Raw genomic sequence first — 13,301 nt, 5'->3', positions numbered from 1 at the left:
TACATTTTTTTCAGGCTCTAAACCATAATCAGTGCTTGCCATGACGAAACAAAAGCGAAGCGGACGGAATCGTTCTGAAGAAGCGATAGCGTTCGCCTTTGTCTCCTTATTTCTACCCCTAAAGGGATAGAATCAAGAAATAGGGAGACAACAGCGATCGTAAGAATGATCCGTCCGCGCAGCGGCCTTCTACGCACCATGCTTCGAATTTATCAAGTGTTTTTTAATGTCAAACCTTTTTCTTAAGTCATAAGTAGTCCATTTGAACCGATAAAAGGGATAATCAACCATATAAAGTCATAAAAGCCGCATCGATATCGGTTCGCAAGGAACTTATTCGATGCGGCTATATATATCTCCTGCCTATTTACGCAATTCTGCGGCAAAAGATTGTTCCAATTTTGTTACAACTACGCTATGCAGCTCTGTCACTTCTTCATCCGTCAATGTACGCTCTGGATGGCGGTAGATAAGAGATAAAGCTACGCTTTTCTTATCCGTGCCAAGCTTCTCTCCCGTGTAGATGTCGAACACCTGAACAGACTCAAGCAGCTCGCCAGCTGTTTCCTTGACGGTATCCAGCAGCTTACCAGCTTCAACCTCACGAGCAAGCACAACGGCAATATCCCGCTGCATAGCTGGGTAACGCGGAAGCGCCTTGTACTCGATTTGGAGACTCGCTGCATCATACAATGGAGCAAGCTCAATCTCAAGCACATAAACATCGTTCAGATCATTCTCAATCTGCAGCGTCGGATGCAATTGACCGATATAGCCAATGGTTATAGGGCCGCGCTCAGTATCCATTTCAACAGCAGCTGTACGTCCTGAGTGCATATGCTCTGGCTGAGCTGCGACATAATGGAGCAAACTGCTAACTCCGAGCATTTCTCCCACGGTTTCCAGAATTCCTTTTATATCATAAAAGTCTACAGCTTCCGCCTTACGATTCCAGCTGGCTGCAATTCGATTACCTGTCAATAACACCGCCAAACGGTGCTTCTCGCGAGGCAGGCGGGTTAATACCTCTTCATCGGTATGGAAGACGCTCCCGATTTCAAAAATCGCAACGTCATCATTTTTACGATTGTGATTGTAAGCAGCCGTCTCAAGCAGCTGTGGCAGCAAGCTTGTACGCAGCACACTGCGATCCTCGCTCATCGGAAGAGAGAGTCGTACAGGCAGAACCGAAGCATCGGCAAGAGCAGGGAACAGCTTCGTCCGATTCGGGTGCGTGAAGGAATAATTGATGACCTCATGCAAACCAGCATCGGTTAGACGCTTACGCAGCTCACGGCGAATCGCTTGCGGCTTCGTCAAAGCTCCTGGAGTCGTCGCCCCTTCAATAGCTGTAGTTGGGATATTATCATAGCCATATAGACGGGCTACTTCTTCAATTAGGTCCACATCTCTAGTAATATCGCCGCGTCTGGAAGGCACCTTCACCGTAAATACACCATCGCCAGACAATTCGAACGGGAATTGTAGACGGCCGAAGATCGTTTCCGCTTCCAGCTTGGATAGCTCTGTTCCAAGGTAACGATTGATTTTATCAAGTGAAACACTGACAACAGCTGGCTCTTGTATCGAAGCAATTTCCTCCACGATACCATCAAGAACAAGTCCACTGGCATAGCTCGCAAGCAGGGAAGCAGCCCGATCAAGAGCAGGTATAACGCGAGCAGGGTCAACGCCCTTCTCAAAACGAATGCTCGATTCCGAGCGCAGCCCAACTTGACGAGAAGTTTTACGAACCGATGCCCCTTCAAAGCGAGCGGATTCCAATAAGATATTAACTGTGGAAGCTGTTACCTCTGTGCTCGCCCCGCCCATTACACCCGCAAGCGCAATCGGCTGCTCACCATTCGTAATAACAAGCATATTGGGCTCAAGCTTACGCTCTTGATCGTCAAGCGTTAGCAAAGTTTCGCCTTCTTTTGCCAATCTTACAACAATTCGGCCACCTTCAACTTTATCCGCATCAAAGGCATGCAGCGGTTGTCCATATTCAAGTAGAACAAAGTTCGTAATGTCTACAACATTGTTGATTGGACGAATGCCAGCAGCGATTAGACGGTTCTGCATCCATTGCGGTGCAGGACCTACTTGAACGCCTTTAATATAACGGGCCGCATAGTGCGAGCACTGATCCTTGGCATCGATGCGAACGGAAATATGCCCAGAAGCTTGCTCAGACGAATCACTCACTCGGTTCTCAGGAAGCTTAACCGTACGGCCAGTAAGTGCACCGACTTCATAAGCAACACCCAGCATGCTTAAACAATCCGAACGGTTCGGTGTCAAATCAAGCTCCAGCACCTCATCCTCAATAGCAAGTACATCCAGAATCGATTTGCCGATTGGCGTTCCTTCCGGAAGTACTAGGATACCTTCCTGCTGCTCTTTCGGCAGAAGCTTCTCATTGATTCCAAGCTCTTTAGCCGAACAAATCATCCCTTGTGACTCAACACCGCGAAGCTTTGCCCGTTTAATGGCGAAGTCACCTGGCAATATTGCGCCGATTACCGCAACTGGAACAAGCAAGCCAGCCGCTACATTCTTCGCGCCGCAGACAATTTGAAGCGGCTCGCTCGCTCCAACATCTACCGTACACACACTCAGCTTATCAGCATCAGGGTGCTTCTCCTTCGTCAACACGTGACCGACTACGACGCCAGTAACACCCTTATTACGTGATTCTACAACGTCAATCTCGATACCGCCGCTTGTCATTAGCTCTGCTAGCTTCTCGCCGGTGAAGCCGCTCAAATCAATATATTCATTTAACCATTTATAAGAAACATTCATTGTCTTTGCCTCCCTCTACATTCGGACAAACTGGCTTAGGAAGCGCAGATCGTTCGTATAAAAATGACGGATGTCATCAATGCCATACTTAAGCAGTGCAATACGCTCTACACCCATACCAAAAGCAAAACCACTCACTTCGTTCGGATCATAGCCGCCCATTTCCAAAACACGAGGATGGACCATGCCGCATCCAAGAATCTCTAACCAGCCCGTTTGCTTGCACATCTTACAGCCGGATCCGCCGCATTGTGCACAGGTCACATCAACTTCCGCACTTGGTTCAGTGAAAGGGAAGAAGCTCGGACGCAAACGAATTTGTGCCTGCTTGCCGAACATCAGCTGTACGAATTCCAGCAGTGTACCCTTCAGGTCGCTCATCCGAATGTTAGGTCCAACGACCAGTCCTTCGATCTGGTTAAATTGAAAGGAATGTGTAGCATCATCATCATCGCGCCGATACACTTTACCTGGACATATAACCTTAACAGGTTTACCATTCATGGCTTTCATCGTGCGGATCTGAACGGGTGAAGTCTGCGTACGCATCAGAATTTCATCTGTAATATAAAAGGAATCCTGCATGTCGCGCGCGGGATGATCCTTGGGTAGATTCAGCGCTTCAAAGTTAAAGTAATCGGTCTCTACCTCAGGTCCTTCCGCAACGGTGTACCCTAATCCGATGAAAATATCTTCAATTTCTTGCGTTACTTTATTCAGAGAATGCACAGCTCCGGTCGGAAGCTGTTTTCCCGGCAATGTAATATCGATCGTTTCCGCAAGAAGGCGATTTGCCGTTTCGGCCGCTTGGAAAGCGGATTGCTTCGTTTCTATGACTTCCTCAATTGCAGCTCGTACGTCGTTGCCGACTTGACCGATAACTGGACGCTCTTCAGCGCTAAGTGCACCCATCCCGCGCAAAATCTCGGTCAGTGCACCTTTCTTGCCCAAATACTTAATTCGAAGGTCATTCAACTGCTGTGGACTCTCTACCTGCTGCAGCTCCTGTAACGCTTCTGTCCGCAGTGCTTCTAAACGCTCTTTCATTCTACCCATTCCCTTCTGTGCTCTAAAAGAACTGGCTATCGCCATCCTTTTTTCGTTGTTTCAAGAAATAAGATACGGTTAAATTTCAATAAAAAAAGGCCTTTCTCCCCGAAAGGGACGAAAGACCGTGGTACCACCCTAATTCGAATTACGGCTTCACACACGTAATTCCTCATGTTCCGGATATCGGCCGGAAGACCGGTACTCCCTACCCCATACCGCCCGTAAGCGTATGTCTTCAAGAGCCTGCTCGGAAGCGAACTTCGACAGCCTGATTTCGTAAAGATGCTCTCAATCTACGGCATCTTCTCCCTGTAAGAAAGCACTGTGTACTTTTCTTCCTCATCGCGTTATGTATATGAGTATTATTATAAATAATTATAAGACCAGTTCGCAAGCTTTGACGCGGAAAATGACAGCTTTTTAATAAAAAAGTGTTCTTTCGAGTTCCATTTTACAGCTATCAGCCCATTAAAACAGGTCATTCTGAAGATTTCCTCTTCAAAATGACCTGTTTGGGTTCCCATTCATCTATCTTTATCGTCTAGCGTTTCTTACGTGCAAGAGCAGCGATCAGGCCAGCAGCACCCAATACAAGCGCGATAATGGAGAGAACAAGCGGCAATTTGTCACTGCTGCTAGTTGTCGTTTCTGTAGGAGCGGCAGCCGTCCCGCCGTGATGATCGCTATCTCCTGTACCAGCTGCAACCGTTGTTACGGATGCAGGATGCTCAGAATCTGGTGCCCCTGTCCATTCCACAACTGATTTGTCGCTGTAGGTTTGGTAAGCCTTCCAAGTAAGCTCCTTCGCATCATCCGCAACTTTACCCGATACCCGAAACTCATCGAATTCCGTTTGGCTAAGTCCTGCGCCTTCGGTTGTCCAAGTAATCGTCGTAATCGCACCGTCACTGTTCTTCTCAAGCTCATATTTCCAGCCCGCCTTCGGCTGCACACGGCTTACTTTAATACCATCTGGCACGGTCACTTTAACGCTCGTAGTGGTAACCTTCTCCGCTTCACTAGGAACACGAACCGTAAAGACTTCATAGCCTCCCTGCGTTGTTTGCGCCGGCTGTACGGTCACATGCGCACTAGCCAATCCAGCAAACAAGAACAACGATAAAGCCGTAACCAATACCATAGACCAATTTTTCATTTTTTTCATCGTATAATCCCTCCAGACAATTGCGCTTTGCAATTGCGATATCGTTGCACCACTTATCCGTCGGGACTTAGTATAGCCCCAGCAAATGTGATTGCCATGACTCCATAGGGCTATACAGTGTGTCAATAATGTGAAGAACGAGTCTACTTGTCCAGCAGTCCCTTCTCCAGCGCATAACGGGTAAGCTGCACACGATTATCGAGATGTAGCTTTTGCAAAATATTTTTGAGATGGTTTTTTATCGTGTGCTCGGAGATCATGAATGCTTCAGCAATTTGACGATTCGAATGTCCTGCAGCTACCTGCTCCAATACTTCCCGTTCCCGCTGAGTAAGCGGAGTTTTCCCAAGCCCTGCCGAGTTGTTAGATGTAGGAATAGTCAGATCACTACCGGCATTTAATGGAAGAGCTGCAGCTGGAATCTTCGCTTTCTTACCTTTATCCGAGTGACTCGCATCCGTCTTAACCTGCTCGTTTCTTCCGCTATTAAATTCCTGCAGCATCCGAAAAGCGAGCTCCTTAGAAAGCGGTGCCTCATCAACGGCCACAGCGCGCAAATATTCAAGCCATGCCGAAGGTGAAAGATTCTTTAGCAGATACCCCTGTGCTCCCCGCTTGATCGCTTCGAATAAATCGGAGATATCATCCGAAACGGTCACCATGATGATTTTAATCTGCGGGTCTATCGTTTTGATCATCTGTGTCGCTTCCATGCCGTTCATGACTGGCATATTAATGTCCATCAATATCAACTGCGGCCGAAGCTCAGCAGCCATCACCGTAGCCTGCTCGCCATTCTCCGCTTCTCCTATGATGATAAAGGAGGCATCCATACCCACGATTTCACGCATACCTTCTCGTCCATGCGGATGATCGTCAGCAAGCAGTACCCGAATTTGTTCCGTCATACTCATACAACCCGACCTTCTTTCCTAACGGATACAACAGTTCCTACCCTTTTATCGTCGATTCTATGATTTTGATTTTGAACGTCAAATTTCCAGCCCATTGCTTGAGCTCGATCCCTCATCATTCTGACCCCATAGCGCCCCTTGGCCTCAAGAAGCTGTTCATCTGCACCTATCCCATCGTCTGTAATGGTACAGTGGAACCCTTCCTCGACCGTACTTTCTACTTCGGGAACAGCCTGAATGCAAAGACGTGAGGCATGAGCATGTTTGCGGACATTCAGCATAGCCTCTCTTACAATGGCTAACAGCTCGATCTTTTCTTTGCTTGTAAGATGCGTCTCCGTTAGCTGCCAATCGAGCTCAACCTGCAAGCCCCCAAGACGAATCTCAGCAGCCATCTCGGTCACAGCCTGCATCCACTGCATCTCAGTCATCGACGGCTCACTTTGCAGCCCCGCAATAGATTGCCTTACATCGTCATACACATGCTTGACTGTTTTCCTAATTTGCTGAGCTGTCGCTTGAATACTCTCAAGGTCCTCTGTATGCTCAAGTTTGTCGAGCTTAACAGACAGCAGAAACAGCGATTGTGATATCCCATCATGCAGTTCCCGTGCCAGCTGCTCTCGTTCCAGTAAAGCAGCCTTAACGAGCCGTTCACGCTGAAGCGAATCGTTTGTTTGCTCAAGTAAGTGAAACAACTTCTGAACGAGGGTCATGGTTACTGTCAGCACGATGACAGGAGCCAAGACATTGCCGAGATCCATTGATATATAAGGCAATAGAAAAGTATGCCGAATGTATTCCCAGAGCGCAATCGTCAAGGTTGGCGTCCACAAAATGAACCATTTTATCCGCTTGTACGGCATCCCGTTCCCTTTCACCACCCTATCCATTAGTAGTTCCGGAATGGATAACGCTCCACTTTCTCGTCATCATTCTTGGTCATAACCCGAATCTCAGCTGTCCATCGTCCGGCAAAAGGAACATAAGGACCCTCAGCCGTATAAGCCTCTTTAACATAACCATCGAAAGTCGTAATTTCCGTATCTTCGAAAGTTTTTAGCGGGATATCGATCGGTCCAAGCTCCTTCCGATCATCTGAACGCAAACGAAGAATAACCGACTTAGGGGCGCCGACCTTATCAGGCAGCCATACTTTAACGACAAATTTATTCACACCTGGCTTATTCGGTGTAATGCGCAAGGACAAGTGCATATCTTCGCCCATTTTGTGATAGGCAACAGGCTCGTTGACCGGCAGCGGACTAATATAGGTGAAGAGCGCAGCAACGATGATGATAAGTGCCATCAGCAAGCCATCTACACGCAATAGCGACAGCGTTGGCATATCACCTCGTCGGACCCGAAGATGAAGCAAACCACCGAAGACGAATACAAGCAGAACCAATCCTGTTTTCACGAGTAATAGCGTTCCCCATGCCGTATAAAACAGATAATTTAGCGATGGCAGGAACAGCAATGTCATAGCAACGCCGCTAATAACAAGAGCAGCTAAGGAAATCAGGGCTGCGCGTGAGAACTGAACAGCGAATCTTCCTGCTTCTTTCCTATCGCTAATCCAAAGCGCTAAGAGCAGCACGAATCCGCCTACCCAGATGGATGAGGCAGCCAGATGGATGAAATCCAACGAAACCGTTGCGGCCTCAGGCTTGTACACGACGGCATGACCGCTCCAGCTTTCCAATCCAAGTATGATCACTGCCCAAACTGCCTTCACAGCCTTACCCATCCGAATGGCAAGAAAACCAAGAATAGCGAGCACAAGCAAGACAATCCAATCTCTTCCTACAGATGTAGAAAAGAACAGTCGACCGTACTCGTTACCCGCATACCCCGACATGATCTCACGAGCATGTACGAATACATAGAGAAGTGCGCTTATCATTAAGGAACGCATAGCGAGCAGTTCATATTTACGCAGGACAGCCGCAAGGGCATCAATGCGTCCCCTAGATAGCAAGGACCAGAACATGATGCCAGCTGAGAAGAGCAATGAAGCATAGTAAACAGTTCGCACCGCATAAATGATAAACTGATTCGTCGTCAGCTGCGTTGAAACCGTGTGGCCTTCATGACCGAGCTCCTTGTGCGGATTAAATGCTGATGCATCAATCCCTTCAGGGGGATTCCCTACGACAAAGATATACGACCCGCTAACTGGATGGCCGTCAACCGATATAATTTGATAGGAGACGGTATATAAACCCTCCTTCAACTTCGGCAGATCCAGCTTCAGCGTCTGGCTGCCATTACTGACGACAGGCTTATTATTCGTAACGGGATTTGATTTACTATCCAGCACCTCAACCGATCCAAGCTTAGCCTCAATGGCTTCATTGAAATTAAGCACAATAGCAGCTGGACTGGCATCCATTTGCGTGTTAGCCTCAGGTATCGAGCTCTCCAGAGTCGCATGTGCACTCGCGACTCCTGGGTTACTTGCCAGCATCACGATCATCATGATAAAGACTCCCATCAAGGAGAGCCTTCGCGCATGTGTATGAATCGATTCATATATTTTCATCATATTACGATATACGTCCTCTCATTTCGAAGCATGGCCTTGCAGGTTGGAATTCGACGGATAAGCTCAAGCCTTAGTTTACTAAAAGGAGTCGAGATATACCAATAACAATATTGCGAACTTTTTAGAAGAAGCCTACTTTTTTATTCCAATTCCATCGCATCCATGTTAGTCTTATCAGACGTTAAAATAGCCTGTACCTACACGTTTTCATCTGTTTTTCATAGCTTAATTCGTCCACTTTTCACCCTCCCATTGTCGAATCATATGGCTTGACACCCACTATATATTGGTGTAATTTAGGTAAGTGCTATCAACATATTGTGTATTAAGGGTTGTCAGACGACGCCCTTCGACAAGGAGTGGCTCTGCTCGTGGATATAATTAAGAGGAACGGTCAGAAAGAAGAACTTATTTTCTCTAAGCTTAAGAAAGTCATTGATTTCTCCTGCGTTGGTTACAACGATTGCGATCCCCTCGAGCTCGAAACGGCATTGCTTCCGTACTTCCGCAACAACATCACGACTAAAGAAATCCAACGTACACTCACCCAAGTAGCGGTTGAAAAAACAAGCATCGAACAGCCAAACTGGCAATACGTTGCTGCCAAGCTGCTCGTGTACGATCTCTATAAAGAGTCCGCAATTAATCGCAAATACGGTTACTTCGGCTACGGTGATTTCTACTCCCTCATTACGTACTTGACCGATAAAGGCTTATACGGTAAATACATAATGGAGCATTACTCCCGCGATGAAATTCGTGAGCTTGGTAATTACATCGTTCCTGAGCGTGACTACTTGTTCAACTATATCGGCCTCAAGACACTTGCCGATCGCTACCTAATCAAGAGCTTTAATGGCGACGTACTGGAACTGCCTCAAGAATTATTCATGGGCGTAGCGATGCATCTGGCCATGAAAGAAGAGGACAAGCTAGGCTGGGCTCGCAAGTTCTACGATGTGCTTAGCCGTCTTCAAATGACAGTTGCCACACCTACACTTGCCAATGCACGCAAGCCATTCCACCAGCTTTCAAGCTGCTTCATCGATACGGTTCCAGATAATCTCTGGGGGATTTACAATGTCGACTCCAGCTTCGCCCAAGTATCCAAATTTGGCGGCGGCATGGGTATCTATATTGGTAAAGTTCGCAGCCGTGGCTCCAACATCCGTGGTTATAAAGGTGTTGCAGGCGGCGTCGTGCCTTGGATTAAGAATTATAACAATACAGCGGTTGCGGTTGATCAGCTCGGCGTTCGTTCCGGTGCAGTTGCCGTTTACCTCGATGTTTGGCATAAGGATGTTCTCGACTTCCTGAACCTGAAGACTAACAATGGCGACGATCGCATGAAGGCCCATGATATCTTCCCAGGCGTGTGCATTCCTGATTTGTTCATGCGTAAAGTGCAGGAGCGTGACAGCTGGTATTTGTTCGATCCGCATGAGGTTCGCACTACGATGGGCTGGGCGCTTGAAGATTCATGGGGCGAAGAATGGGAAAGCCGTTATGAAGAGTGCTTGAATCATCCGACACTCTCCCGTGATGAAGTACCTGCTCTTGATATTATGAAACGTATTCTTACCAGCTCATTCGAAACCGGAACGCCATTCGTATTCTTCCGTGATACGGTTAACCGTGCGAATCCGAATAAACATAAAGGTATCATCTATTGCTCCAACCTTTGTACTGAGATTTGTCAGAACATGAGTCCAACTGAATTTGTGTCAACAACACATGAGGACGGCATGATCACTACGCAAGTCAAAAGCGGCGACTATGTCGTTTGTAACCTGTCCTCCCTCAACCTTGGCCGTACGCGGTCTCGTGAGGAAATTGAGGAAGTGGTCACCTGCCAAATGCGGATGATGGATAATGTTATCGACTTGAACCATTACCCAATCCCGCAAGCTGCGATCACGAATCAGAAATACCGCGCGGTCGGTCTTGGTACAAGCGGTTATCATCAATGGCTCGCCCTCAATGGCATCGCTTGGGAATCCGAGGAGCATCTGGATCAAGCCGATGAGCTGTACGAATGGATTAGTTATTGTGCAATTAAAGCTTCCATGGAAATCGCCAAAGAAAAAGGCGCTTACCGCGTATTTGAAGGCAGTGAATGGCATACCGGCGAATTTTTCGATTCACGCGGTTATGAATCCGATCACTGGCAGAAACTGAAGAAGGATGTAGCCGAGAACGGCGTCCGCAATGCATGGATGTTCGCTATCGCACCAACAGCCTCCACTTCGCTTATTGCAGGCTCGACAGCTGGAATCGATCCAATCTTCAACAAATTCTTCGTTGAAGAGAAGAAGAACGCCGTCATTCCACAAACCGCGCCGAATCTAAATGATGAGACATTCTGGTTCTATAAAGAAGCCCATCATATTGATCAGCTTTGGAGCATCCGCGCAGCGGGTCGCCGCCAACGCCACATCGACCAAGCGCAATCGTTTAATCTATATATCACGCCTGAATACACAGCTAAGCAATTCATGGATCTATACGTGGCTGCTTGGGAGAATGGCCTAAAAACCGTTTACTATTGCCGGAACAAGAGCTTAGAAGTTGACGATTGTGTAAGCTGCAGCGCGTAAAGCGCTGCAGTTTTTATGCCCCATTAGTACAAAAGAGATAACAGATATTTGAAGCCAACTTTGGCGTCAATGCGATAAGCAGTAGAATACTTAATCGCTGCTTGTCGTAAGGGCGTCAGCCGCTTTTTCCATGAGAATGGTTATCAATAGGAGGAATGAAGTCGATGGAACTGCAAAAGAAAAAGCTATTTAATGAGGATGGCGATCGCGACTGGGGAAAACGTCGTATGATCGGCGGAAATACGACCAACCTGATCGAGCTCAATAATGTCAAATACGACTGGGCTACTAAAATGTACCGCAATATGATGAATAACTTCTGGATTCCAGAAGAAATTCCTCTATCGCAGGACGCTAAAGACTACAAAAACCTGTCGCTCTCCGAGCGTAACAGCTACGATAAAATTATTAGCTTTCTCATCTTTCTAGATTCCCTGCAAACAGCTAACCTCCCTAACGTAAACGAGTATATAACGGCTCCAGAGGTTAACCTATGCCTAACCGTGCATACTTTCCAAGAAGCCGTACACAGCCAATCCTACTCGTATATCCTCGACAGCGTTTGCCAAGCAGACGTTAGGGATCAAATCTACAATTTGTGGCGCGAGGATAAAAACCTGCTCAAGCGGAATCGTTTCATTACTGATCTATACGAGAATTTCATTGCCAATCCTTCCTCACAGAATCTAATTAAGACGATTATGGCCAACTACATTCTCGAAGGGATATACTTCTATAGCGGCTTTAGCTTCTTCTATGCCCTTGGTCGTCAAGGCAAAATGCTCGGTACGGTCTCCGAGATCAAATATATTCAGCGCGATGAATTAACGCATCTCGCCTTGTTCCAAGGGATCTTCCGTGAAGTTCGCAAAGAGAATCCAGAATTGTTTACCCCCGTGCTTGTTGAAGAACTCCGTCAAATGATGCGTACTGCGGTAGAGCATGAAATCGAGTGGGGTCAATATATTACGAACAATCAAATTCCAGGAATTACGAACGAGATCATCGACCAGTACATCAAGTTCCTATCCAATGAGCGCTTGAAAAAACTTAATCTCGAAATTCTATTCCCAGAGGTTGTTGAGCATCCTATGAAATGGGTAGAGAGCTTCAGCAATATGAATGGAATGAAAACCGACTTCTTTGAGCAAAAGGTAACCAACTACAGTAAGTCATCCAACCTGAACTGGGGCGACCTATAAGCCGTCATCAGACAACATTCTTGGGCTAATCTTTTAGCCCACTCCTCAAAAGCCTGATTCCTTAAATGGAATTAGGCTTTTTTGCTTACTACTATCAAACGTAAAGGGTGCATATAGTAGGAAATGTATGGTCATGCTTGTCCCTTGATAACGATCTAGGTATAATCGAATAGGCAAACGTACGTTTGCTTCATTCTTGGGAGGTATGTCATGAAAGGCTCTACACATCTTGCTATCGGCACTGCGATTGGTATCGCTGCGGCCGCCTACTATCCGTTCACCCTGTCAAATGCCGCATTGTACGTAAGTGTCGCTGCTTTCTCCGCCTTGAGCGCTGACCTCGATGGTACAAGTATACTCAGCAGCAAAATCAGCAAGGTATCTAAACTGCTTCGAGAGCTTCTATTGTGGGGCGGCATCACACTAGCTCTAACCGCCTTATATCTTTACTTCGTACGCGACTTCTTTGATCTAACATTAACTTCGGTAGCGGTTATGATTTTCTTGATCGGCTTTATTACAAAAGAAGGCGTGATACGCAACACGTTAGTCAGCATCATTGGTCTGGGAATCATTTATGCGGGCTTCTACTGGCAGTGGGGTTGGTTAATGGGATTTGGTTTATTTACGGCATGGGCACCCTGGCTAAAGCATAGAGGAATGACACATACTATATGGGCAGCTGTAATTTGGGGAAGCCTTGGCTATGGCTTGCAAAATCAGCTTCAAGTTGAAGGCTTGATGAACGTCTCTTTTATCGGCTATCTCTCTCATCTGGTTGCCGATACAGTGACTCCAGCCGGCGTCAAATGGCTCTACCCGCTCTATAAGAAATCAATTAAATTATGATTTTAATCTCTCTTTCATTTATCCGTGGTACAATGAGATCACTGGACAACATCCATGCGTGCCGGAGGCGGGGAAAATTCTGGACTTAAGTCCGGCTTATAAACTAGACTGCGGCCAATTAACGAAGAAGTCTCTCCCAGATAAAATAAATGTAGGTCGTTTGAACGG

At 46.9% G+C, this 13,301-nt stretch carries 10 protein-coding genes; 3 read left to right on the top strand and 7 right to left on the bottom strand.

Features of this window, described 5'->3' with window-relative positions; genetic code table 11:
• Positions 1-17: 17 nt before the first annotated feature.
• From EKN16_RS32575 to EKN16_RS31165, 7 genes are all read right to left on the bottom strand, one after another.
• Positions 18-200, bottom strand: coding sequence for a hypothetical protein (locus EKN16_RS32575; RefSeq protein ID WP_164523068.1), 183 nt, complete (start codon positions 198-200; stop codon positions 18-20).
• Between the two features lie 163 nt (positions 201-363).
• Complete coding sequence (gene pheT, locus EKN16_RS31190) at positions 364-2,808, bottom strand: phenylalanine--tRNA ligase subunit beta (protein WP_125665434.1); 2,445 nt, start codon at positions 2,806-2,808, stop codon at positions 364-366.
• Between the two features lie 15 nt (positions 2,809-2,823).
• On the bottom strand, positions 2,824-3,855 hold the full coding sequence (gene pheS / locus EKN16_RS31185; protein ID WP_125666867.1) for a phenylalanine--tRNA ligase subunit alpha: 1,032 nt from the start codon (positions 3,853-3,855) through the stop codon (positions 2,824-2,826).
• Positions 3,856-4,399: 544 nt separating this feature from the next.
• A complete protein-coding gene (locus tag EKN16_RS31180) occupies positions 4,400-5,023 on the bottom strand; it encodes a YcnI family copper-binding membrane protein (protein WP_125665432.1) in 624 nt (207 codons plus the stop codon).
• Positions 5,024-5,166: 143 nt separating this feature from the next.
• A complete protein-coding gene (locus EKN16_RS31175) occupies positions 5,167-5,931 on the bottom strand; it encodes a response regulator (RefSeq protein ID WP_125666865.1) in 765 nt (254 codons plus the stop codon).
• A 2-nt stretch (positions 5,932-5,933) separates the two neighbouring features.
• Positions 5,934-6,830, bottom strand: a complete 897-nt coding sequence (locus EKN16_RS31170; protein WP_232016118.1) for a sensor histidine kinase — start codon at positions 6,828-6,830, stop codon at positions 5,934-5,936.
• Positions 6,830-8,419, bottom strand: a complete 1,590-nt coding sequence (locus EKN16_RS31165; RefSeq protein ID WP_232016117.1) for a copper resistance CopC/CopD family protein — start codon at positions 8,417-8,419, stop codon at positions 6,830-6,832. The genes EKN16_RS31170 and EKN16_RS31165 overlap by 1 nt, the downstream gene beginning before the upstream one ends.
• 437 nt (positions 8,420-8,856) lie before the next feature.
• Between EKN16_RS31165 and EKN16_RS31160 the strand changes: the two genes are divergently transcribed.
• From EKN16_RS31160 to EKN16_RS31150, 3 genes are all read left to right on the top strand, one after another.
• Positions 8,857-11,082: a ribonucleoside-diphosphate reductase subunit alpha gene (locus EKN16_RS31160; RefSeq protein ID WP_125665430.1), complete on the top strand. Its 2,226-nt coding sequence runs from the start codon at positions 8,857-8,859 to the stop codon at positions 11,080-11,082.
• A gap of 164 nt (positions 11,083-11,246) precedes the next feature.
• Entirely contained in the window at positions 11,247-12,284 is a 1,038-nt protein-coding gene (locus EKN16_RS31155; protein WP_125665428.1) for a ribonucleotide-diphosphate reductase subunit beta, read from the top strand.
• Positions 12,285-12,494: 210 nt separating this feature from the next.
• Positions 12,495-13,133 carry a metal-dependent hydrolase gene (locus EKN16_RS31150; protein WP_125665426.1) on the top strand — a complete coding sequence of 213 codons (639 nt, stop codon included), beginning with the start codon at positions 12,495-12,497 and terminating at the stop codon, positions 13,131-13,133.
• Positions 13,134-13,301: the final 168 nt, after the last annotated feature.

The organism is Paenibacillus baekrokdamisoli, from assembly GCF_003945345.1.
Lineage (GTDB): Bacteria > Bacillota > Bacilli > Paenibacillales > Paenibacillaceae > Paenibacillus_Z > Paenibacillus_Z baekrokdamisoli.
Note: the sequence above shows the minus strand (reverse complement) of the source record. Positions and strands in the feature narration are given on the sequence as shown.